The sequence below is a fragment of the Mycobacterium sp. NGS62 genome (assembly GCF_059812285.1).
Genome location: NZ_JCALCK010000004.1, coordinates 131,728 through 153,924, shown reverse-complemented (window position 1 = coordinate 153,924; position 22,197 = coordinate 131,728). Strand labels below are relative to the sequence as shown.

At 66.9% G+C, this 22,197-nt stretch carries 17 protein-coding genes, 1 pseudogene and 1 riboswitch; of the genes and pseudogenes, 4 read left to right on the top strand and 14 right to left on the bottom strand.

From position 1 onward, the window contains the following. Positions 1-49: 49 nt before the first annotated feature. On the bottom strand, positions 50-916 hold the full coding sequence (locus tag AC5Y49_RS12810) for an MlaE family ABC transporter permease (protein ID WP_499887503.1): 867 nt from the start codon (positions 914-916) through the stop codon (positions 50-52). 260 nt (positions 917-1,176) lie between these two features. After that, positions 1,177-2,799, bottom strand: coding sequence for a virulence factor Mce family protein (locus AC5Y49_RS12805; protein ID WP_499887501.1), 1,623 nt, complete (start codon positions 2,797-2,799; stop codon positions 1,177-1,179). Positions 2,800-3,223: 424 nt separating this feature from the next. Here AC5Y49_RS12805 and AC5Y49_RS12800 point away from each other — a divergent pair, with 424 nt between their 5' ends. Continuing rightward, complete coding sequence (locus tag AC5Y49_RS12800) at positions 3,224-3,832, top strand: hypothetical protein (RefSeq protein WP_499887499.1); 609 nt, start codon at positions 3,224-3,226, stop codon at positions 3,830-3,832. Between the two features lie 24 nt (positions 3,833-3,856). Further along, entirely contained in the window at positions 3,857-4,441 is a 585-nt protein-coding gene (locus tag AC5Y49_RS12795; protein WP_499887497.1) for an Rv1363c family protein, read from the top strand. Between the two features lie 17 nt (positions 4,442-4,458). Here AC5Y49_RS12795 and AC5Y49_RS12790 read toward each other — a convergent pair whose 3' ends face one another. From AC5Y49_RS12790 to AC5Y49_RS12780, 3 genes are read right to left on the bottom strand one after another with little or no spacing between them, the layout of a single operon-like run. Continuing rightward, positions 4,459-4,791, bottom strand: a complete 333-nt coding sequence (locus tag AC5Y49_RS12790) for a hypothetical protein (RefSeq protein WP_499887495.1) — start codon at positions 4,789-4,791, stop codon at positions 4,459-4,461. A gap of 10 nt (positions 4,792-4,801) precedes the next feature. Then, positions 4,802-5,689, bottom strand: coding sequence for an oxygenase MpaB family protein (locus AC5Y49_RS12785; RefSeq protein ID WP_499887493.1), 888 nt, complete (start codon positions 5,687-5,689; stop codon positions 4,802-4,804). Further along, positions 5,686-5,910, bottom strand: a complete 225-nt coding sequence (locus tag AC5Y49_RS12780) for a hypothetical protein (RefSeq protein ID WP_499887492.1) — start codon at positions 5,908-5,910, stop codon at positions 5,686-5,688. The genes AC5Y49_RS12785 and AC5Y49_RS12780 overlap by 4 nt, the downstream gene beginning before the upstream one ends. A gap of 161 nt (positions 5,911-6,071) precedes the next feature. Between AC5Y49_RS12780 and AC5Y49_RS12775 the strand changes: the two genes are divergently transcribed. Beyond that, positions 6,072-7,271, top strand: a complete 1,200-nt coding sequence (locus AC5Y49_RS12775; protein WP_499887991.1) for a TetR/AcrR family transcriptional regulator — start codon at positions 6,072-6,074, stop codon at positions 7,269-7,271. Here the strand turns inward: AC5Y49_RS12775 and AC5Y49_RS12770 are convergent. The 6 genes from AC5Y49_RS12770 to AC5Y49_RS12745 all read right to left on the bottom strand — a co-directional run bounded on the left by AC5Y49_RS12770 (position 7,246) and on the right by AC5Y49_RS12745 (position 12,696). Next, positions 7,246-7,521 (bottom strand): hypothetical protein, encoded by a 276-nt coding sequence (locus AC5Y49_RS12770; RefSeq protein ID WP_499887491.1) that lies wholly within the window; start codon positions 7,519-7,521, stop codon positions 7,246-7,248. The genes AC5Y49_RS12775 and AC5Y49_RS12770 overlap by 26 nt on opposite strands. A gap of 9 nt (positions 7,522-7,530) precedes the next feature. After that, positions 7,531-9,015, bottom strand: a complete 1,485-nt coding sequence (locus AC5Y49_RS12765; RefSeq protein WP_499887490.1) for a flavin-containing monooxygenase — start codon at positions 9,013-9,015, stop codon at positions 7,531-7,533. A 156-nt stretch (positions 9,016-9,171) separates the two neighbouring features. Continuing rightward, entirely contained in the window at positions 9,172-9,804 is a 633-nt protein-coding gene (locus AC5Y49_RS12760; protein ID WP_499887488.1) for an alpha/beta hydrolase family protein, read from the bottom strand. Beyond that, the gene (thiD, locus tag AC5Y49_RS12755) at positions 9,801-10,631 is read right to left on the bottom strand and encodes a bifunctional hydroxymethylpyrimidine kinase/phosphomethylpyrimidine kinase (protein ID WP_499887486.1); all 831 of its coding nucleotides are present in this window, start codon (positions 10,629-10,631) and stop codon (positions 9,801-9,803) included. The genes AC5Y49_RS12760 and thiD overlap by 4 nt, the downstream gene beginning before the upstream one ends. Then, entirely contained in the window at positions 10,628-12,259 is a 1,632-nt protein-coding gene (gene thiC / locus AC5Y49_RS12750) for a phosphomethylpyrimidine synthase ThiC (protein ID WP_499887484.1), read from the bottom strand. The genes thiD and thiC overlap by 4 nt, the downstream gene beginning before the upstream one ends. Beyond that, a riboswitch (TPP riboswitch) is annotated at positions 12,251-12,361 on the bottom strand. It overlaps the preceding gene by 9 nt. A 59-nt stretch (positions 12,362-12,420) precedes the next feature. After that, on the bottom strand, positions 12,421-12,696 hold the full coding sequence (locus AC5Y49_RS12745; protein WP_499887989.1) for a hypothetical protein: 276 nt from the start codon (positions 12,694-12,696) through the stop codon (positions 12,421-12,423). Here AC5Y49_RS12745 and AC5Y49_RS12740 point away from each other — a divergent pair. Continuing rightward, positions 12,643-12,831: pseudogene (locus tag AC5Y49_RS12740) on the top strand (hypothetical protein); the annotation flags it as partial. The gene AC5Y49_RS12745 and the pseudogene AC5Y49_RS12740 overlap by 54 nt on opposite strands. On the opposite strand, the gene AC5Y49_RS12735 reads toward AC5Y49_RS12740, so the two are convergent. Genes AC5Y49_RS12735 through AC5Y49_RS12725 form a run of 3 tightly spaced genes read right to left on the bottom strand, consistent with a single transcriptional unit; the run spans position 12,746 to position 22,168 of the window. Further along, positions 12,746-17,188 carry a cation-translocating P-type ATPase gene (locus AC5Y49_RS12735; RefSeq protein WP_499887987.1) on the bottom strand — a complete coding sequence of 1,481 codons (4,443 nt, stop codon included), beginning with the start codon at positions 17,186-17,188 and terminating at the stop codon, positions 12,746-12,748. The pseudogene AC5Y49_RS12740 and the gene AC5Y49_RS12735 overlap by 86 nt on opposite strands. Positions 17,189-17,227: 39 nt before the next feature. Next, positions 17,228-17,674, bottom strand: coding sequence for a hypothetical protein (locus AC5Y49_RS12730; protein ID WP_499887482.1), 447 nt, complete (start codon positions 17,672-17,674; stop codon positions 17,228-17,230). 45 nt (positions 17,675-17,719) lie between these two features. Continuing rightward, positions 17,720-22,168 carry a cation-translocating P-type ATPase gene (locus AC5Y49_RS12725; RefSeq protein ID WP_499887985.1) on the bottom strand — a complete coding sequence of 1,483 codons (4,449 nt, stop codon included), beginning with the start codon at positions 22,166-22,168 and terminating at the stop codon, positions 17,720-17,722. Between the last annotated feature and the right edge of the window lie 29 nt (positions 22,169-22,197).

Genomic DNA, 22,197 nt, shown 5'->3' with positions numbered 1-22,197 from the left:
GCGCCGCTCCTCAGCATCGCTTCGCTCTGCATTGTCGCCGGCGCGCATGTCACAGCCCCGTCCGAGGGAACAGCACGTTGTAGAGCTGGCTGATGCCAACGTTGACGATCATCAGCACCAGAATCGATTCGACGACCGCCGCATTCACCGAGTCGGCGACGCCGGTCGGGCCGCCTTTGGTGGACAGACCCTTTTGGCAGGCCACCACCGCCACGATGCCGCCGTACACAACGGCTTTGAGTAGCGCCACGATCATGTCGCTGGTGGTGGCGAACGACGAGAAGGTGGCCACGAAGCTGCCCGGTGCGCCGCGCTGGAAGTAGACGTTGAACAGGTAGCTGGCCAAAAAGCCCACGAAGCAAGTGATTCCCGTCAATGCGACACCGATCATGACCGCGGCGGCAAAGCGTGGCACGACCAGGCGGCGAATCACCGACACGCCCATGACCTCCATGGCGTCGGTTTCCTCCCGCATGGTGCGGGAGCCGAGGTCGGCGGTGATTGCGGATCCGACAGCCGAGGCCATCAGCACCGCGGCCACCAACGAGGCGGCTTGGCGGATGACAGCCAGCCCACTGGCGGCACCGGCCAGTGACGTGGCGCCGACCTGATTGGCCAGCAGCGCGAACTGGATGGACAGCGTCACGCCGATCGGTAGTGCGACCAAGACGGTCGGCAGTACGGCGGTGCCCGCCATGAACGCGCCTTGCCGCAGAAACTCGATCCACTGGAAGCGGCCGGTGAACAGGTCGATGAAGAAGTACTGGACGGTGCGGACCGCCAGGACGTACTGCTCGCCCACGGTGGTCAGCGAGGCAACCGGATGGCGTCTGGCGTAACCGACGGCCCATTGCTCGATGGCGGCCACATCGTCGCGTGCTTGAACGCTGCCACTACCAGGCTCCACGGCGAGCATGTTAATCATCATTCTGATTATGCGAAAGGTTTCGGCGAAACCGGCCGAGACTGCTTCGGCGCGGCGCACCGGACCGTGTCACCGCCGGATGCCGCGCCGTCAGAGCACTGAATTCCATGCCCGGCGGTGGAACGTCGAACTCACAGCCCGGTCTGCTGCAGACCCCAACTGGTCTGCGCGGGCTGGCAGTTCGAATCGCAAAAGGCTAGACCAATGCTACAAATGTTAACGAGCATTTTGAGTTATCAGACATATGTCGATCACGATGAGGCCGCCTCAGCGGGCAGCGGTGGTCCAGCGGGGCCCGGAACGGGTCCGGCCGGCGCCGGCTGTGGCGCGGGTGTCGGGGCAACCGGACCCGGGACCACCCCAGGCCCAGGCCCCGGCGGCGGAACCGGCACCTGCGGGGCCGACACCCCGATCGGCGGTGCGACGGGGTATTCGTCGTAGGCATTCGGATATCCCGGCGGAGTCTGCAAATTGGATTGGACCGGTTCGATGTTCGGACCGCCCATCAGTTCGGCCAGCGATTCGGGAGTCAGCAGACCCGCGGTGATCGGCCCCACCTGCACCCCCTGCATACCCGGCGCGGTGATCCAGCCCTGCTGGGTGTTGCGATGCGAGGTCGGGGTATCGGGCACCCAGATCCCGGGCACGGTGGTGTCCTTATAGCCATCCGGCGGCTGCAGCCGCGGCTCGGAGTAGGCGATCTGCTTGGGCAGCGTCGCGGCGGTGGTGAACGGGTTCAACCCCAACGGTAGGTAGTTGAACTTGATCGCATCCAGAATCGGCGCCAAATACTGGGCACAGAGCTCGGCCGATTCCTGATAACCCAGCCGGCTGCCGGCCTGAATCGAGCTACAGATGAACTGCATCGGGTTGACGAAGTTCACGATCGTCGGCAGCCCCACGACCGCACCCTGCGCCGGGTGATAAATCCCGCTGGCATTCGCGTAGGCCGTCGGCCACACGTGCAGGACGGTTTCCAAACCGTCCAGGGGCTCGGGTTGCAGCAAGGTGTCGGTCACCTCGGCCAAGTTGTTGACATCGTGAGTCAGCACCTCACGGTTTTGGGCCAAAAACGGGCGGATGGTCGTGATCAGACTGTCGACCTGCTGCAGCGCATTGGCCAGATCGTGATCCGAACCGGTCAAGCTGTTGGTGAACTTGGCCAGGTTGGTGTTGAGCGCCACGAACTTCTGATCGTCTTCGTGCAAGGCGTTGACGAACAACGCCAAACTGCGCACCACCGCAAAGAAGTCGCCACGGCCCTCATTGAGCGCGGTCAACGACCGCGACAAGCTATCCAGCGTCGTGTTGATCTGCTGACCCTTGCCGGCCAGCCCATCGGCGTAGTGCTCGATGATGTCGCCGAACGGCCCCTTGGGCTGCTCCTTGGTGGGCCCCAACTTGGAGATGATGTTGGTGATGGTGTTGCGCAGCTGATCCCACTCAGTGGGCACCTGAGTGCGCTCTTCCGGAATCACCGCGTTATTGGCCAGCACCGGACCACCCTTATACGGCGGCTCCAACTGAATGCTGCGCGACGCCACCAAAGTGGGGTTAAGGATCACCGCCGAGGCATTCGCCGGCACCTTGTACTTGTTCTTGTAGTGAAAAGTCACCCGCATCTTGTCGCCGGCCGGCTCGATCTTGTCGATCGCACCCACCCGCACACCCATGATCTGGACCTTGTCACCCGAATACAGCGCATTGGCCTCCGGGAAGTAAGCCACCACAGTGTTATTCGTCAACTTCTGATACAGCTGAAAACCCACAAACCCAACCACCAGCGCCAACACGATCACCAACGAACCGATGATCACCGACGCCCGCGACAGCCTCGGCAACCGCAGATTGCGGATATCAAAGATCGTGCTCATTCCGGCTACCACCACTGGTTCGTCGAGCTACCGCGACACACAGCCGTTGATGTTAATCCGTGTTCTGCTCACAAGGGAAGCTTTCGGCAAACCACCGGACTCCGTTCGGGGCCCGGGTTGCCGAACTATGGGACGGACCACCGAGCGATTGAGGTCGGGCCGCCGTGGCCAACAAAGTTCGCGACAGCGCTGAGGGCTGCACGTATCACGAGTCGCCTTATAGCTGTCTAGCAGGTATTTTGGTCAGAGGCCGTACCGAGGCCACCGCAAGCTCACGCGACCGCCCGTACGTTGGCCCCTAATTAATTTTCGACGCGAGTCTCGTGAAACTCCGCTTGACGTCTGGTGGGGTTCGCGAGAAGATCCTGTACACACCCGGGCATGTGAATGAGGATTTCGACAGTCATGTCTGGAGAGGATGCGAATGCAGCCGAAAAGCTTGCGGCGGGGAAGTGCCGGTGTGGTGTGCGCCGGGCCGGTCCTTGCAACCGCTCTGGTGCTGTCCGGCCACGCCACCGCTGATACGAGTCCGCCGCCGCCGCTGCCAGTGTTCGCCCCGTCGCCGAGCGACTGGTCGCCGAACTTCGACGTTTGGCCGTACAACACGTTCGCGTACCGGGTGACGCCCGAGATGGTCAGCGGTATGTCGGACTCATGTCAGTGGTTCAATGCCCAGTTCGATCCATTGATCGGCCAGATCAACGAGTTCAACCGCCACCTCGGCGACCAACACGACGACTACTCGGCCGGCGGAGTGCAACGGCAAGCCGATGCCGTCGTCGCCAACATCGACCAGTCGACTGCCTTCCTGGCGCCCCGGGTGAAGCCGTTGATCATCACCAACAACCTGGACAACTTCGGCCCGTATTCGCCGATATACGGCGGAGAATCGATGACCAGCATGGCATTTCAGCTATCCCGAATCAGTGCCAGCATCAAGAAAAAGGACCCATCAGGAGTGACACACGCCAATATCGTTGCGGCCACCGGGTGGGGTGACGCGCTCCGCGACTCCGGAGCATGCAACTCGTGACCAGTATGGGAAGTGAGATGTGAGATGAAACTCTCGGAAGATGCCGCGGCGGTCGACGCCGACGACTCCAGCGATGAGGACGAGGATTCTGTCGCCGAGAGCGCTGAAAATGCGAAGTCAAAGCGAAAAGCGCGACGAGCCAAGCCCATTCGGTGGGCTGCCGCCATTGTGCTGGCTGCCCTGCTGGCGGCGACAGGCTACGAAGGCTGGCTGCTGTTTCAGCACCATCAGCGGGATGTCGCCGCTGCCCAGGCGCTCGACGCGGCAATGAAATACACACTGACGCTGACCAGCGTCGACACCAATGCGCTCGACAAGAACTTCACCGAGGTTCTCGACGGGGCGACTGGTGAGTTCAAAGACATGTACACCGAATCGAGTGCACAACTGCGCCAGGTGCTGGTCGAAAACAAAGCGGCGGCGCACGGCACTGTGATCGACGCGGCGGTCAAGTCCGTCACTGGAGACCGGGTCGAGGTTGTGCTGTTCGTCGACCAATCGGTAAGCAACGCCGCCGCTCCGCAACCCCAGTTGGACCGCAGCAGGGTCAAGATGACCATGGACAAGGTGGACGGCCGATGGCTGGCCAGCAAGGTTGAGCTGCCATGAGATTCGGCTGGAACCGATCAGACGCGCGAGGCTTCTTCCCCGTGGGCGTGGTCGGTCGGGGCGTGGTGCAACCACCCCGCTACCAAAGCGGTGAGTAACAGCCACCCGATGATCGCGGTTGGGATCGCCCATGCGCGCCTCACGAGCAGCGCTTTGCCGCACTGCGCGACGAGGTTATCGCCGCCCGCATCGGCGGCATGGGACATGTTCGCGTTAAAGGCCCTGCCGCAGGCGATCTGAATGCCGTACTGGTCATACTGGGCCAGAAAGACCTGCCACCACAGCGCCATGAGTCCGACCACCACCAGCAGTATGCCTGAGATGGCGAGCAACAAGTGCCGATTCTTCACGGTGCTCCCTTCAGATTAGGTTGCGGCGCCGACGGATTCGCCATCGCACATCGGCAAGCAACACGTAGCTGCCGCCCTGTCGGATGAACTTGGGCAGGAAGCGATTGACGAAAGCCACCAGCAGAAACAGGTATTCGAATCGGCGCTGTTGTCCTGGCGTCCACTTGATTTGCAAGGCGTCCCGGAATACCGGGGCCAGAAACCCCGACGTGAGAAACCGCAGCAATGGCACGAATGGCCGCAGCAGCGGCGTGATCATGGTGAGGTTGATCAGGCCCTGCAGGTAGTTGCGCACGACGTCGTCGATCACAACGCGTTGGCAAGCGTCGTTCCAGTATTGGTCGAATTCGGCTCGGGTCGCGGGCCATTGGTCCTCGGTGACCTGCAGGGTGGTGCCCAGCGGGAACGCCGACCGGTAAAAGTGCTCGGCAAGGTCGCCGGACAGCTGGCCGCGCAGCAGTTGATAGGTATCTTCCAAGCCGACGAAAAGGCATGCTGCCACCCACATCTGGAGGTCACGATCGAAGCCGCTGTACTTCACCGGGCTCGACGGCTCCGATCGAACCTGGCGGTGCGCGACGTCGACGGCGTCGCGATAGGCAGCGCGCTCGGTAGGGCTGCCGATGATCGCCACGGCCAGGTAGCTGAACGTGGTGCGCGCCCGCTTCCACGGGTGCTTCATCAGGCTCCCGGAGTCGACCTTGCTCTCGACCACTCCGTAGCCGACGCCCGGCGAGGACAGCTGCATGACGACATTGGCAGCACCGGCGGCAAATGACCAGAAGTCCAGTGCATCGGCCACCGTGGCAGGACGGTCGTCCCACCGCGCTGTACGCCGAGCGATGTGAATGCGGGTATCGGAGGTGGTCAGCGGAGCCGACGGAACGTCTGTGCTCATGTCATGCACACGTCAGCGAACAGCAGCACCGGCCACGACACGATCGACCCGAGGAAAGACACCACCAGATCAGCACCGTGCATGTGGTGCAGGTGATCGGTGTGAGTGGTCGACCAAATTACTCCAACCAGCAGGTACGGTGTTCCGACGAGCAAGCCGAGCCCGATCAGCTCGGCGATCGTGAGCTGGAAGCTGAGCAGCTGGCGTACCTTGCCCAGCATGGGCGTTCCCTCCTGGTCGGCACCCTCGGTAAGCGGGTTGAGTATCAATTATGTTAATGGAAATTCTGACGCTTCGGTAGATTCCGGTTAAGTTTTTCCAGACCCGAGTCGGACGCTAGGGTTAGGCGGTGACGACCGCTCGTACCGACTCGGCAGCCGAGGTGCGCCGGCGGCCGAAGGACCGCAAGGCGCAGATCGCCCGGGCTGCCGCCGAGGCGTTCAGCGCGCTGGGCTATCACGCGGTCAGCATGGAAGCCATCGCGGCAAGGGTCGGGATTTCCGCGGCGGCGCTATACCGGCATTACTCGGGCAAATACGAGTTGTTCCGCGGAGCGGTGTTGGCGTTGAGCCAGCAGTTGGTCGACTCCACCGACTTCGTCGACATCGAACCCGCCCACGCTGACCCGGCCGCGACGCTGCGACGGCTGGTCGACGCACTGATCGACGTGACGTTGGCCAACCGGGAGTCCGGCGGACTCTACCGGTGGCAGGCCCGCTACCTGCACGGCGAGGACGAGTCCACGTTGAAGGACCAACTTCGACTGGTTAACCGGCGAATCCAGCGACCGCTGCTGATGATCCGGCCGGCACTGACCTCATCGCAGCGGTGGATGCTCTCGTCAGGGCTGCTCAGCGTCATCGGCAGCATCGTCGACCATCGTGTCCGGCTGCCCGACGATGAAATCCGCCCGTTGCTTGCCGAGGCTGCCGCGGCGGTCCTGGACGCCGAGCTTCCCCACCCGGACGACCCCATCGCCCGTCCGCCGACCTGGCGCATCTTCGCCTCGGATGCCGGGGTTTACGAAGCGCTGCTACATGCGTCGATGGTGTTGTTCAATCACCACGGCTACCCCGAGACCAGCATGGCGCAGATCGCTTCGGCGGTCGGTATCCCGGTGTCGGGCATCTACCGGTACTTCTCCGGCAAGTGCGAGATTCTTTCCACCGGTCTGCGGCGGGCAGCCGACCGGGTATCGGGCCACCTTTCGGCGATCCTGGGTGATCTTGCCGAACCGCACCAGATGCTGACAGTGCTGATCGAAGCGTTCGTGGCGACATCGTTCGCCAACCCCGAACTGGCCGCCATTTACTACACGGAGCGGGTCAATTTGACCCGGGCCGATCAGGAGCTACTGCGCGACGTGCAGCGGTCGACGATTGATTCGTGGGTGCGGCTGCTGGCCTCGGCACGGCCGGCGCTCAACGAAACACAGGCCCGATTTCTGGTGCACGCCGCGATGGCGCTGGTGGTCGACCTGGGCCGGTTGGTGCAGTACGACGTGCCGGCGGACAACTCGGCCTACCCGCAGGCCTGCGTGCGAACGCTGATGCAGGCTACTGTGTTTGGCCGTTCCGGATAGCCGTACCGAGCAGGTAGGCCGCGTAGCCGATCAATCCGACGATCGCCAGGCTGCGCGTGCGCCGATCGGAAAAGCCCAGGCCCAACATGGTCTCGATACCGCCGTTGGTGTAGATGTGCTGACGGGTGCCTCGTGGAAACACCGGCTTGCTGATCGGCTCCCACAGCTGCGGGCTGGTGAAATGGGATAGCCCGACGCCGGCCAGCGCCAAACCGGAGAACCGGGCCAGGCGCGAGCTGTTGCGGGACATGAATCTCCTTTACGCGATCGCGTAGTCGTCCAACGGGAATCGCGACCCGTCCCGCACCGCATTACGCACGGAGGTGGGCCGTAGCAGCGTGGCTTCGCCGCTTGGGTTGAAATAGTAGGACCGCGACGTAGCACAGTCGCCGGAGTAGAACACCGAGCTGTCCAGGTGCCGGGTCATGCGTTCCAGGAAACGGGCATTGGCCTCTTCGGTAACCTCGAAAGAGGTTGCGCCCCTGCGCTTTACCTCGCCGAGCAACCTGTCCATGTGCCGCATCTGATATTCCATGGTGTTGAAGAACGACAGTCCCGCGAAGGCGTACGGGCTGGCCAGGCTCAGGTAGTTGGGGAAGTACGGGATGGAAACACCCTGATAGGCCTGGAACCTGTGGTCGCGCCACCACTTGCCCAGGTTGCGGCCCTTCCGGCCGATTACCTCGATAGCGGGGAAGTTGGCTTCCCACAGGTCGAATCCGGTAGCCAGCACCAGGGTGTCGATGGGAGCCTTGTGCCCGTCCTTGGTGATGATCCCGTCCGGTTCGATCCGCTCGATGCCGCTGGTCTCCAAGTGCACATGGGGTTTGGTGAAGCTGCGGTAGTAGTCGTTGGACCAGCTGGGTCGTTTGCAGCCGAGGTCGTAGTTGGGCGTCAGCTTGCGCCGCAACTCCTTATCGCGAACCTGCGCGAACCGGTGCATCTTGCACACGTCCATTCCGGCGATCGATATTCGCCGGAAATAGCGGTAGTTCAGTACAGCGGTGAGCGTCATGAACTCGAGCAACCCATCGGTGACCCACCGCAGCACCCGCTGGGTGAGCGGTATCCGAGCGAACAGTCGCTGCACCGCAGGGGGGATCGGGAAGTCCAGCTTGGGCGCCACCCAGATCGCGGTGCGCTGATAAACCGTCAGGTCGGCGACGGTCTTCGCCAGTTCGGGGATGAGCTGGATCGCGGTGGCCCCCGTACCGATCAGCCCTACCCGACGGCCCGCGAAGTCCTGGCTGTGGTCCCACGCCGTGGTGTGGATGACTTTGCCCGCAAAACCGCCGATGCCCTGGATATCCGGGGTGTGCGGCTGGGACAGAAAGCCGGTGGCGGTGATCAAGAATTGCGTGGTCAGCGTCTCCCCGCCGGCCAGCGAGACCCGCCACAGCTGCGTCTCCTCGTCCCAGCGGGCGCCCTCCACGGTGGTGTTGAACCGCATGTGGCGGCGCACGTCGTACTTGTCGGCGACGTGGTCGACGTACTGCTTGAGCTCAGCACCCGTTGCGAACACCCGCGACCAGTACGGGTTGGGCTCGAACCAGTACGAGTAACTGGTCGACGGGACGTCGACGGCCAGGCCCGGATAATGGTTGACATGCCAGGTGCCGCCCAGATCTGATTCGCGATCGAGAATGGTGATGTTGTCGAAGCCAAGGCGCTTGAGCTGGATCGCGGCGCCCATTCCCCCGAAGCCCGCCCCGACGATGACACCGTCGTACTGCTTCGTAGTCATAAAAAAACGGTACCTGAGTTGACAGTAAGTATGGAATTAGGTGCGCCTGAGCAATGGCTCGTGTCACGGCAATCCACAAAAGTGCCGTCCGCCACATTTGTCGACAACCGTCGCCGGAAATAGACCGCATGCGCCACCCCTGACGCCGGTGAACAGTTAGTTTGGCAGCGCCCGGCCCAAAAGTCGCAGCGCGGCGTCGACCGCCAGTGCCGGCACGTCAACGGTCTTCGATGCCAAATCGTGACGTGCGCCGGTGATCTCGACGATCCAGGTCGGCGCCGAAATCAGGGCGGCAGCATCGCGCAACTCGTCGAGGGTGCCGAAGGGATCTGACGTGCCGTGCGTGAAGACCGTCGGCACGCTGATGTCGGGCAGGTGTTCGGTGCGGGCGCGGTCCGGCTTACCGGGCGGGTGCAGCGGATAGGAGAACAGCGTCAACACGTCCACTGACACCGAACCGTCGGAAACCACCATCGACGTCTGCCGGCCGCCGTAGGAGTGGCCACCGGCGATCAGCGGGCCGTCGGCAAGTCCGCGGCACACCGTGATCGCCTCCACGATGCCGGCGCGGTCGACGGCCGCCGAACCTGTCGGCGGTCCCTTGGGCCGGCGTCGCCGGTAGGGCAGGTTGTAGCGCACCGCCAGCCAGCCGCGCTGCGCCCATTCGTCGCAAAGTCGTTGCAGCAGCGCAGATTCCCTGCTGCCGCCGGCGCCGTGTGTCAGCACCACCACGCCGGAGGGTGTGCCCTCGGGTTCGTGCGCGACCCCGGCGATCTGATCCAGGTTCATGCGTCGAGCCGGAACAGCGGAGACACCGGGCCATGACCGTGGCCGAGTGGATACGAGGCGCGGAGGCATTCGGTCACCCAGGCTTTGGCGAACGCGACAGCTTCCGGAATGGCGTAGCCGTGAGCCAGCGCGCAGGCCGTCGCGGCGGCCAGCGTGTCACCGGCACCGTGGTCATGGACGGTGTCTACTCGCGGCGACTCGAACTCGTGAAAGTCGGTGCCGTCGAACAGCAAATCCGTGCTGTGGGCCGATCCCTGCAGATGCCCGCCCTTGACCAGCGCCCACTTCGGTCCCAGCGCGTGCAGGGCGCGGGCGGCGTCGCGCTGCGAATCGGAATCGATGACCTCGATGTCGACCAGTAGCCGTACTTCGTGCAGATTCGGTGTCACCAGTGTTGCCAGTGGAAATAGTTCGGCGCGAAGCGATTCCAGTCCGCCGGAATCCAGCAGCGGGTCACCGTGCATCGACGCGCACACCGGATCGACCACCAGCGGGGCATCGGGTCCATGGGCACGCCAACTGTCTGCTACGGCGGCGATGATCTCGGCGGAGGCCAGCATCCCGGTTTTCGCGGCCTGCAGGCCGATATCGTGGCATACCACCTCGATCTGGGCAGCGATCACGTTGCCCGGAACTTTATGGAAACCCCTGACGCCCACCGAGTTCTGCACTGTCACCGCGGTCACGGCGCACAACGCATGCACTCCCAGCAACGCGCAGGTGCGCACGTCGGCCTGCATGCCGGCGCCGCCGCCGGAGTCCGATCCGGCGATGGCCAGCACCCGCAGCGGCGTCGTGCCCGGCGGCGCCAGCGGCAGGTAGTTCACTGTGCGAGCGGTAGATACACCCGATTGCCGTGCTCGGCGAACTCGGCCGACTTCTCCGCCATGGCGGCTTCGATGGCTTCCTCGCTGTCGAGTCCGTGCTTGGCGGCGTAATCCCGCACGTCCTGGGTGATGCGCATCGAGCAGAACTTCGGCCCGCACATCGAGCAGAAGTGCGCGGTCTTGGCCGGCTCGGCGGGCAGCGTCTCGTCGTGGAATTCCCTTGCGGTATCGGGATCCAGCGACAATGCGAACTGGTCGTTCCAGCGGAACTCGAACCGCGCCGTCGACAATGCGTCGTCCCGCTCCTGGGCACGCGGATGCCCCTTGGCCAGGTCGGCGGAATGCGCGGCGATCTTGTAGGCGATCACCCCGTCCTTGACGTCTTTGCGATCCGGCAGCCCCAGATGCTCCTTGGGTGTGACGTAGCAAAGCATCGCGGTGCCGGCCTGCGCGATGATCGCAGCACCGATTGCCGAGGTGATGTGGTCATAGGCCGGGGCGATGTCGGTGGCCAGCGGGCCCAGCGTGTAGAACGGGGCCTCCTCGCAGAGTTCCTCTTCCAGCCGCACGTTCTCGACGATCTTGTGCATCGGGACGTGGCCGGGGCCTTCGATCATCACTTGGGCGCCATGGGCTTTGGCAATCTTGGTCAGCTCGCCCAACGTGCGCAGCTCGGCGAACTGCGCGGCGTCGTTGGCATCGGCGATCGAGCCGGGCCGCAATCCGTCGCCCAGCGAGAACGTCACGTCGTAGCGGGCGAAGATGTCGGCCAATTCCTCGAAGTGCGTGTAGAGGAAGGACTCCTGGTGATGCGCCAGGCACCAGGCGGCCATGATCGAGCCGCCGCGCGACACGATGCCGGTGACCCGCTTGGCGGTCAGCGGCACATACCGCAGCAACACTCCGGCATGCACGGTCATGTAGTCGACACCCTGCTCGCACTGCTCGAGCACGGTGTCGCGGTAGATCTCCCACGTCAGCTCGGTCGGGTCGCCCTTGACCTTTTCCAAGGCTTGATAGATCGGAACGGTGCCGACCGGAACCGGCGAATTGCGGATGATCCATTCGCGGGTTTCGTGGATGTCCTTGCCGGTAGACAGATCCATGATGGTGTCGGCGCCCCAGCGGGTCGCCCACACCATCTTGTCGACCTCCTCGGCGATCGATGAGGTCACCGCCGAGTTGCCGATATTGGCATTGACTTTCACCGCGAACGCCTTGCCGATGATCATCGGCTCGCTCTCGGGATGGTTGTGGTTGGCCGGGATCACCGCGCGGCCGCGGGCCACCTCGTCGCGCACCAACTCGGCCGGCATGCCTTCGCGGTCGGCGATGAATGCCATCTCCGCGGTGATCTCGCCGGCGCGGGCCCGTTGCAGCTGGGTGCCTCGGTCACGCACCACACCGGGACGCGGCGGCAGGCCGCGATGTACGTCGATCACCGCGTCCGGGTCGGTGTAGGGACCGGAGGTGTCGTAGAGGTCGAAATGTTCGCCGTTGGACAGGTTTACCCGCCGGAACGGCACTCGAAGGCCGGCCCCGCCGCCGGGCACCTCTAGGTCGCGGTAAGCCTTGCTGCTGCCTGCGATCGGGCCGGTGGTCACAGCAGGTTCGACGGTTGCGGTCATATTTCCTCTCCCTACGCCGGCATTACCCGGTCAGGTTCATACGGTCGACGGCCCCCGAGCCGTCCTCTCAGCGCACTTCGGTGCGCTCCCGCGTGGATTGTGGACCCTGCCCACGCTAGCGCAGCACGGCGGCGGTGTCAGAAGCGCTCGGAAAGACTTTCCTAGACCTCTTCCATCGCCTGGCCGAGTTCTTCGAGCAATTTGTTGTGGTGGTTACTGGCCAAGACATGCCCGGCAGCGATGACCAGCGCCACCGGCCAGTCGATGAGCTCGAATGCGGCCAGTGCGGCCAGCCCGCCGTAGTACGCCAGCTGCTCGGGCCGCGGAACCTGCACCTGCCCGACCAGCGGCAGGTTCACCGCGAACGTCTCGCCTTCGCGGATGTGTTCGACCGCTTCGCGTTGCGACGTGGTGCGGCGAGATTTCTTTTCGACCATCATTTGCCTTTCCGAAACGTTGGGTTTGCCGTCGAGCCGGGTAGTGCCGTCAGTGTCGGACGTATGTCGACGACCGATGCTCTGGCTGATCCACTAGCTTCAGCGCTCGCTCAGCTGTTGACGGTGCCGGTGACCGAGCTGTACGCGGTGTTGTGGCGCGTCGGCGTTGTGGAGGTCGGGAAACCTGATCGGGTTCCGGCTCCACAGGGCGCTGACCAGCCAATCGCCGGGTTGCAACAGCCACCGCGACGGTTGCCGCCGCGGCTGCTCCCAGCGCTTGCGCCCACGCGAGCGGGCCAAGCGGTGTACAGCCGAGCAGCTGGCTAACCCCCGGAATACTGATCAGCGTCGCCATTGCGGCCAGCGAGCCGACGGCGGTGCCCACCACCAGCGGGGCATGCGAGTCGAGCAGCGTCTGCCCGAGCTGAGCGGCCACCAGCGCGACCAGCGCGACGGTCGACGCGCGCTGGGGGCGTCCGGTGACGCCGGCCATCACCCACGCCGCCGTCGCCGCGGCTGCCGTCGTTGCACCTCGGATCCCGACCGCACGCCACAGCGCACGCTGATCGGGTCCGCGTCCCTCCCAGTTGTCCGCCCCGGTCGTCTGACTCACGGCGAGCGCCGCAGCCGGCAGCGCGTCGGTAAGCATGTTCACCAGCAGCAGCTGGCGCGTGTTGAGCGGAGAGCGACCGGTGATCGCGCTGCCGATGATCGAGAAGCCGACTTCGCCGGCATTGCCGCCGAGCAGCACCGACACCGCCGCCTGCACCCGCCGCCAGAGTTCCCGGCCTTCCTCGATGGCCTGCAGTAGCGCCTGGATGCGGCCGTCGACCAGGACCACGTCGGCCGCGGTGCGGGCCGGGTCGCTGCCGCGGGCAACCACGCCGATCCCGACGGTGGCGGCCCGGATGGCGGCGGCATCGTTGGAGCCGTCCCCGACCATCGCGCAGACCTTGCCGGCGCGTTCCAGGGTCTGCACGATCTGCACCTTGTTTTCCGGTGACATCCGGGCGAAGATCACCCGCTCGGCGACCGCGCGTTCTTGGTCCTTGCGGGACAGGTTGTCCCACTCCGTACCGCTGATCACCTGACTCGGGGGCACCGGCATGCCCAGTTCCCGGGCGATCGCGGTGGCGGTGATCGGGTGGTCGCCGGTGATCAGCCGCACGGCCACCTTCCGCTCGGACAGCGCCGCGAGCAGGCCGGCGGCTTCCGGGCGCGGGGTGTCGGATAGTCCCAGCAGTCCGGCCAGCGACAGCTCGCCGTCGGCCAGCCCGGCGATGGCGTCGTCGTCGTTCTGCACGGTCTGCGCCTGGGCGGAGGTGAGCCGTCGCTGCGCCACCGCAATCACCCGTAGCCCGCCGGCGGCCAGCCCGTCGACGGTTTTCCACATGTCCGGGCCGACGTCTGCACAGTTGGCCAGCACCACTTCCGGTGCGCCCTTGATGGTCAGCTCGTCTCCCGACACCGATGCCGAGAACGACCGGCCGGAGCGGAACGGCAGATGCGCGTCGGGATCGCGGGCGGGGCCGGCGCCGTTCACCGAGAGCGCCGCGTCGGCGATGGCCCGGTCGGTGGCGTGGATCTGGGGCGTGCCGTTGGACGGTGGGGTGGCGTGCGCCGCGTAGCGCAACACCTCTTCGCGGGAATGTCCGCCGACGGGATGCACCTCGGCGACGCGCAGCCGGTTCTCGGACAGCGTTCCGGTCTTGTCGAAGCAGACCACGTCGACGCGGCCGAGTGCCTCCACCGAACGCGGGACGCGGACCAGCGCCCCGAAGGTGGTGAGCCGCCGCGCCGAGGCCGCCTGCGCGAGAGTGGCGACCAGCGGCATCCCTTCCGGGACCGCCGCCACGGTGACGGCGATGCCGCTGGCAACGGCTTCCCGCAAGCCACGGCGGCGCAAGATTCCCAGCGCGCTGACCAACGCACCACCGGCCATGCTGACCGGAAACGCCCTATTGGTGAGCTGGCTGAGCTGGTGTTGCAGTCCGACGGTGGGCAGCTCGCCAGATGCCAGCTCGGCAGCGCGCCGAGCCTGGGTGTCGGCGCCGACCGCGGTCACCACCGCAACCGCGGTGCCCGCCACCACCGTGGTCCCCTCGAACAGCAGGCAGCGGCGCTCGGCCAACTCGACGCCCGGGGTGGCGTCGACTTGCTTTGCCACCGACAGTGATTCGCCGGTGAGGGTCGACTCGTCGACTTCGACGTCGACTTCCTCGATGACCCGGGCGTCGGCGGGCACCACCTCGTGGGTGCGCACCTCGATCACGTCGCCGGGCCGCAGCTGCTCGGCGGCGACGTCGGTGTAGACCGGTGTGCCGTCGTGGCCGGTGGTTACCTTCCGGGCCGGCGGAACCTGTTGCGCCAGTAAGCGGTTGAGCCGGCTCTCGGCGCGCAGCCGCTGGCTGGCCGCCAGGATGGCGTTGCCGGTCAACACCGAACCGACGAGCACCGCGTCGACGGGCGAACCCAGCACCGCGCTGGCGGCCGAACCCAGTGCCAGCACCGGGGTCAACGGATCGGACAACTCGGCGCGCACGGCCGTGACGAACTGCCACACTGCGCGGCGGGGGCGTCCGGCCAGTTCGACTCCGCGTTGAGCGGTGGCCACAGTGCGACTGGGCGTCGCGATTTCGGGCGCATCGGGCGGCGGCAACTCACGGCGAACCTGCTCGACGGTCATCGCATGCCACTCGTGAACCGGGGCCGGCCGCGGCGGGGATGCCCGAACCGTCTGACGGGCCAGCCAGTAACCGGAGAGCAGACCGGCCGCCGCGCCGGACGTCACCGGGCCCGGCCCGCGGCCACGGACCCCAGGCAGCATCAGCAACGCGCCCAGTGCCGTCGCACCGGTGGAGATCTCGATGCCGCGCCGGCTGGCCGATTTGGCCGCAGGCAGCGCGTGCAGTACCCGCCATGCAGCGGTCAGATCCGGCAACAGCAGATCGGCGTACCACGGCGGCGGCTCGGAATCGTTGCGCGGCATGATCCCCAACGCGACATCGGCCGACGACAGCGCCTGGCCGCCGGTCGTCGACAGCACCGCCACCACGTGACCGTCCTGCTGCAGGTCGGCCAGGGCGTCGGTGAGCGCGTCGTCGACCGACCCGACGTCCAGCGGCCGGATCTCGTCGAACGCGGGCCGCAGTTCGCCGAGCGCATCGATGTCGACGGAGATCAGAGCCACCCCGCAGCGGCGCGCCTCGGCCATCATCGCCGGCGCCATCGGATCGTGCGTCGGGCAGATCAGCGCCTCGACGCGCGACCTCGGTCTTCGGCCCGGCATGCCGGGAATCGGGTGCCAGCCCGAACTCAGGTCCGCGTCGTCTAACAGTGCCTGGGCGCGGTGCCACGCCGCCGTGAGCTCGTTCTCCGGCGCGCCGCGCACGCGGACCACCCGCAGTTTCTCGGTGCACAGCACCCGGGGGTCGACGAGCAGCGCGTCCACCTGGTCCAATCGGCGCAGGCTTTCCGGTCGCAACGGCAGCACGCCATGCTGGTCGGCCCAGGCGTATCCCAGTGTCGCGGCGAAAGACTCGCGGGTGGTGCGCAGCGCTTTAGGGGCGGTCACCAGTGCGGCCGTCGACGCCATGTTCAGGCTTCGCGTGCCCGCACCGATCGCCGCGGCTGCGACGGCTTGCGCGATGGCGAAGCGCTGCGCGTGACGTTGGGCTGCGCCCACCGGTGGCAGCACCGGCCGCGACGACGGGTGGGCTTCGGGGTGGTCGGCATGCCGGGCCAACACCGGTTCGTGGCGGCGCCATGCTTGCGCTTCGGCGCGGCACTCGGCGGCCTTCAGCGCCTCCATCATCAGGTCCACCGCGAGTGACGCCGGCGACAGCGAAACGATATGTGCTGCAGTCATCGCGACGGTCAGCGCGGTGTCGGTTGCCGCGTGGCCGATGCGGTCTTCGAGGACACGGCGCAGCCGGGGCTGGAAGTCCACCGCCACCACGGCCGCTTCGACGCTGTCCGGCAGTCGCGGCCAGCGCAGCGCGCGGCCCGCCATGGCCGCAGCCATGCCCGCTGCGGTGGCACCGACCGCCACCGCCTTGGTAGCCACCACCAGCCCGTCACCGGGCAGCGGTTTAGGGCGAGGATCTTTGCGGGCGACGCCGGTTCTGGGACAGCGCTTTTCGGCCTCGCCGACCACCCGGCACAGGTCGTGCAGCGACACCTGATCGCCATTGAGGACGACGACCACCCGCGACAGCGGGCGGTTGAGGCTCGCCGAGGCGACACCAGGGCGGGCCCGGACGGCGTCGAGAACGACCCGGCCGAGTTCAGCGCCGTTCGGACGGTCCAGTCCGCGCACCTCGATCCAGGCGCGGCCCTCGCCACGCCAGGCATGCCGGCTCAACGGTGGTCCGGGCAGCTCGCCGGACAAGGCTCTGACGCCTTCCCGGACCGGAATGGTGACCATGCTGGCGCCGATGGACGCCGCGGTGCTCAGAGTCTGGATGCCCACCGCGACCGCGCGCAGCGGCATGGGTCTTCGCACGGATTCGACGGTACTCAATCGCGGAAGCTAATGACGGCCGCGCGATTGTGTGCTGCGAGACTGCCGCGCCGGTGCCCGTTTGGTCGGCGATGTTCGCCGGGGCTCTGACTTCTTCGCGGCCCCGGTCGACTTGGCCGGGCTCGATTTGGCCGGGCTCGACTTGGCCGGCGCGGCGGTGGTGCCTTGCGGACGATTCAGCTGCCGCAGAACCAGCGCGCCACCGCCGACGGCCAACAACACCGGCCACTCAACCAAGCCGCTGACGCCGAGAGCGCCCAATGTCAACGCGGCCGCCGCCTTCGAGTGGCTTCCGCTGTCGATCCCGCGCTGGATGCCGGCGGCGGCTCCCGCCACGCCGCCGACGACGCCACTGACGGCCGCGCCGCCCACGGCGCCCGCGGCGGCAGTTGTCGCTGCCGCGGCGCGACCCACCGTTCGCGTCACGCTGCGCACCGCGCCGCCGACGACACCCATGACGCCTATTGTTCCCGCGTTCGCGACGGTTGTATACCGCGAACTTCAGCCGACGGCCGACGTCAGGACCGACCCAGTGCTTTCGGTGATGACGCGGCCGTTGACGGTGTCGCTGGGGGAGGTGTCCGCGTCGTCGTGGCCTGCCGGCGTTTCCAAGCCCCACCGGCCGGCAGGCAGCCGACTCGCGACGGCCAAAGCGGCGGTCGCTGCAGCCGCCGATCCCATCGCCTGCGCCCAGCCGATCGGGCCGACAGGCGTACAGCCCAGCAGCTGGCTGACTCCCGGGGTGCTGATCATCAGCATGAATGCGGCCAACGAGCCGGCGGAGGTGAGCAGCACCAGCGGCGCCTGCGAATCCACCAGGGTTTGGCCCAGTTCAGCGGACACCAATGCGATCAATGCCACCGTGGACGCGCGTTGCGGCGTCCCGGTGACCGAAGCCATCGTCCACGCCGCCGTGCCGGCTGCGGCGGTGATCGCCCCGCGGACCGCCACTGCGCGCCACAGCGTGCGTTCGTCGATGCCCTGCCGCACATGTTGGACCGGTCCGCTGGGTGTGCTGACCGCAAGAGCCGTGGCCGGCAGTGCATCGGTCAGCGTGTTCATCAGCAGCAGTTGGCGGGTGTTCAGCGGCGAGTTCCCGGTGATCGCAGTGCCGATGACGGAGAAGATCACCTCGCCGGCGTTTCCGCCGAGCAAGCCGGCCACCGCCGCCTGCACACCCCGCCACAGTCGGCGGCCTTCGTCGATGGCGGCCACCAGCGACTCGATGCGACCATCGGTCAGCACCACGTCGGCCACGGTGTGGGCGGCGTCGCTGCCGCGGGCGACGACACCGATGCCGATGGTGGCGGCCCGGATCGCCGCCGCGTCGTTGGCGCCGTCGCCCACCATGGCCGTCACCCGGCCAGCACGCTCCAACGTCTGGACGATCTGCACCTTGTTCTCCGGTGACATCCGGGCGAAGATCACCCGTTCGGACACCACCCGCTCCTGATCTTTGCGGGACAACTCGTTCCACTCGGATCCGGTGATGACCTGATCTTCGGTCACCGGCAGGCCCAGTTCCGCGACGATCGCGGTGGCGGTGATGGGGTGGTCGCCGGTGATCAGCCGGATGGCCACCCCCCGCTCGGCCAGGTCGGCCAGCAACTGGGGCGCTTCGGGTCGCGGGGTATCGGCGAGCCCGAGGAAGCCGGTCAGCGACAGCCCGTCGTCGCACAAGTCCACGATGGTGTCTTCGTCAGCCTGTACCGTCCGAACCTGTTGGGCGGTCAGCTTCCGCCGCGCCACCGCGATGACCCGCAATCCTTCGGCCGCCAGTTCGCGCACCGTTTGGTCCATGCTCGTGCCGACGTCCGGGCAAGCCGCCAGCACCACTTCCGGTGCGCCCTTGACGGTCAACTCCGCTCCCGACACCGATGCTGAGAAGGCCCGACCGGAGCGGAACGGCAAGTGGGCGTCCGGCTCAGACCAGTGACCCGAACCGTTGGCCGCGGCCGCCGCTTCGACGATGGCCTGGTCGGTGGCGTGCGCATGCGCGGCGCTTTCGGGCGCCGGTGCGGCCTGCGCTGCACAGTGCAGCACGTCCTCGCGCGAATACGTCGACACCGGATGCACGTGCGCGACCCGCAGGCGGTTTTCGCTCAGGGTTCCGGTCTTGTCGAAGCAGATCACTTCGACGCGGCCGAGCGCCTCCACCGACCGCGGCACCCGCACCAGGGCGCCGGAACCGGTCAGGCGCTGAGCCGAGGCATGTTGCGCCAGTGTCGCCATCAGCGGCATCCCCTCCGGGACGGCGGCGATCGCGACCGCGATGGCGTTACCCAGCGCTTGGCGCAGGCCCCCGCCGCGCAGCAATCCGAGCCCACCGACCAGCGCGCCACCGCCGACGCTGACCGGGAAGGCCCGAGTGACGAGCTGACTGAGGTGATGTTGCAGGCCAACCTCGGGCAGGTCGCCCGAAGCCAGTTCGGCTGCCCGGCGCGTCTGGGTGTCGGCTCCGACGGCGGTGACCAGCGCGAGCGCGGTGCCCGCAACGACGGTGGTGCCGGCGTAGAGCATGCAGCGGCGGTCGGCGAGATCGGCCCCCGGAGTCGCCTCGACCTGCTTGTCCACCGACAGTGACTCACCGGTGAGCGACGATTCGTCGACCTCGAGGTCCTGTTCTTCGATCACCCGGGCGTCGGCGGGCACCACTTCGTTGCTGCGCACCTCGATGAGATCGCCCGGCAGTAACTGCTCCGAGATCACTTCGCTGTATGTCTGCGCACCATCCGCGCCGACCGCGACTTTGCGGGCCGACGGGGTCTGTTGCGCCAGCAGGAGGTTCAGCCGGTTCTCGGCCCGCAGCCGTTGGGCGGCGGCGAGGATCGAGTTTCCGGTCAATACCGTGCCCACCATCACCGCGTCGATCGGCGACCCCAACATCGCGGTGGCCGCCGAGCACAATGCCAGCACCGGGGTCAGCGGGTCCGACAGCTCCGCCCGGACGGCCCTAACGAATTGCCAGATCGCGTGGGGTGGCGCCGTGCTCGGTTGGATGGCATCGCGGGCCACCTGTGTCTCTGCCTCGGCGTCGGTCGGCACCAACAACTCGCGGACCTGCTCGACCGACATCGCGTGCCACTCGTAGGCGGGCGCCGGTCTCGGCGAGGGCATCCGGACCACCTCACGGGCCAGCAGGTATCCCGAGAGCATGCCGGCCCCGGCGCCAAGAGTCACGGGTCCGGGCCCGTGCCCGCGCCCACGGCGGAGCCCCCGGACGCCGGGCACCATCAGCAGCGCCCCCAGCGACGACGCGCCGGTGGAGATCGCGATGCCGCGCTCAGTTGCGGCCCTGGCGGCAGGGAGCGCCCGCAGCACCTGCCACGCGCCGGCCAGGTCGGCCAGGATCAGATCCGCATCCCACGGCGGCGCGGCTTCGCCGGTGGGCATGATGCCCAACGCCACGTCCGCGCGGGAAAGCGCTTGTGCGCCGGTCGATGACAGCACCGCAACGGTGCGGCCGGCCCGTTGCAGGTCGGTCACCGCGTCGGCCAGCGCGTCGTCGATGGCGCCGTCCTGGACCGGTCGGATGTCGTCGAAGGCGGGCCGCAACTCGCCAAGGATGTCGGCGTCGACCGAGATCATCTCCGTGCCGGACGCGCGTGCCTCGGTCACCACAGCGGACGCCAAGGGCTGCTGCGCGGGCAGGACGAGCGCCTCGACCGCGCCGTTTTGTCGGGCTCTGCGGGTTGTTATCCCGGGAACCGGATGCCAACCGGGACGCAGGCCGGATTGTTCGAGCAGGCGTTGCGCGTGTTCCCAGGCCTCGGCCAGCTCGTCGTCGCGGGCCCCGCGGACCCGCACCACACGCAAGGCGTCATCGCACAACGTGCGGGGGTCGATGAGCAGTGCGTCGACCTTGTCGAGGCGTCGCAGGCTCTCGGGCCGCAAGGGCAGCACCGCGTGCCGGTCGGCCAGGCCTTGGCCAAGCGTCGCAGCGAACGATTCGCGGGTGGTGCGCATGGCTTTGGGGGCGGTGACCACCGCGGCCGTCGCCGCCATGCCGACGTTGCGGGTGAGCGCGCCGACCAGCGCAGTACCCAGCGCCTGGACGACGGCCACGCGCTTGGTGTGTCGTTCGACCGGCCCTTCCGGCGCCGGCACCGGCCGCGACGACCGGTGAACCTCGGTGTGGTCGGCATACTTGGCCAGATCCGGTTCGTAGCGGGCCCAGGCCTGCGCCTCGGCGCGGCACTCGGCGGCCTTGAGCGCCTGCATCATCAGGTCGACCGACAGCGACGCCGGCGACAAGGTGACTATGTGCGCGATCGTGGTGGCCGTCGACAGCACGGTCTCTGTGGCGGCGGTGCCGATTCGGTCCTCGAGCTGGCGGCGCAGCCAGGGTTGGTAGTTGGCGATCGCCACGGCGGCGTCGACGGCGGTCGGCAGGCGCGGCCACCGCATCGCCCGTCCTACCAGCGCGATGCCGAGGCCCGCTGCGTTCAGGCCCACCATCGCGCCGGTGGTCGCCAGCAACAGACCATCGCCCGGCAGGCTGCCTGCCCCGGCGGCGGTGCCGTCGGTCGGCCGGCAGCGCTTTTCGGCGTCGTCGACGACCGGGCACAGGTCACGCAGCGACACCTGGTCACCGTCGATTTCGACGACAACCCGCGACAGCGTGCGGTTCAGACTGGCCGAGGTGACGCCCGGCTGTGCCAGCAGGGCGTCGACCACAGCGCGCCCGCGTTCGTCGCCGCCGGCGCCGGTCAGCCCGCGCACCTCGATCCACGCGCGGTTGTCACCGCGCCAGCAGCGTCGCGTCAGCGTCGAGCTGGGAACCTCGCCGGACAGTATCTTGACGCCTTCGCGGACCGGAATAGTCGCGATGTCGAGAGCGGCCGACGCTACCGTCCCCACGGTCTCGGTGGCGGCTGCCGCACCCTGCATCGTGGCGCCGACGAGCGCGGTGGTTGCCTGCATTCCTTTTGCGGCCGCGCGCAGCGGCATGGATAGTTGCACGGATTCGACGGTACGCA

Bases quoted from the DNA above. Each gene is read 5' to 3' on its own strand.
- AC5Y49_RS12725 (WP_499887985.1), bottom strand. From the start codon at position 22,168: ATGCCGCTGCGCGCGGCCGCAAAAGGAATGCAGGCAACCACCGCGCTC.
- AC5Y49_RS12800 (WP_499887499.1), top strand. From the start codon at position 3,224: ATGCAGCCGAAAAGCTTGCGGCGGGGAAGTGCCGGTGTGGTGTGCGCC.
- AC5Y49_RS12745 (WP_499887989.1), bottom strand. From the start codon at position 12,696: ATGGTCGAAAAGAAATCTCGCCGCACCACGTCGCAACGCGAAGCGGTC.
- AC5Y49_RS12735 (WP_499887987.1), bottom strand. From the start codon at position 17,188: ATGCCGCTGCGCGCGGTCGCGGTGGGCATCCAGACTCTGAGCACCGCG.
- AC5Y49_RS12785 (WP_499887493.1), bottom strand. From the start codon at position 5,689: ATGAGCACAGACGTTCCGTCGGCTCCGCTGACCACCTCCGATACCCGC.
- AC5Y49_RS12795 (WP_499887497.1), top strand. From the start codon at position 3,857: ATGAAACTCTCGGAAGATGCCGCGGCGGTCGACGCCGACGACTCCAGC.
- AC5Y49_RS12730 (WP_499887482.1), bottom strand. From the start codon at position 17,674: ATGGGTGTCGTCGGCGGCGCGGTGCGCAGCGTGACGCGAACGGTGGGT.
- AC5Y49_RS12770 (WP_499887491.1), bottom strand. From the start codon at position 7,521: ATGTCCCGCAACAGCTCGCGCCTGGCCCGGTTCTCCGGTTTGGCGCTG.
- thiC (WP_499887484.1), bottom strand. From the start codon at position 12,259: ATGACCGCAACCGTCGAACCTGCTGTGACCACCGGCCCGATCGCAGGC.
- AC5Y49_RS12760 (WP_499887488.1), bottom strand. From the start codon at position 9,804: ATGAACCTGGATCAGATCGCCGGGGTCGCGCACGAACCCGAGGGCACA.
- AC5Y49_RS12805 (WP_499887501.1), bottom strand. From the start codon at position 2,799: ATGAGCACGATCTTTGATATCCGCAATCTGCGGTTGCCGAGGCTGTCG.
- AC5Y49_RS12765 (WP_499887490.1), bottom strand. From the start codon at position 9,015: ATGACTACGAAGCAGTACGACGGTGTCATCGTCGGGGCGGGCTTCGGG.
- AC5Y49_RS12810 (WP_499887503.1), bottom strand. From the start codon at position 916: ATGCTCGCCGTGGAGCCTGGTAGTGGCAGCGTTCAAGCACGCGACGAT.
- AC5Y49_RS12780 (WP_499887492.1), bottom strand. From the start codon at position 5,910: ATGCTGGGCAAGGTACGCCAGCTGCTCAGCTTCCAGCTCACGATCGCC.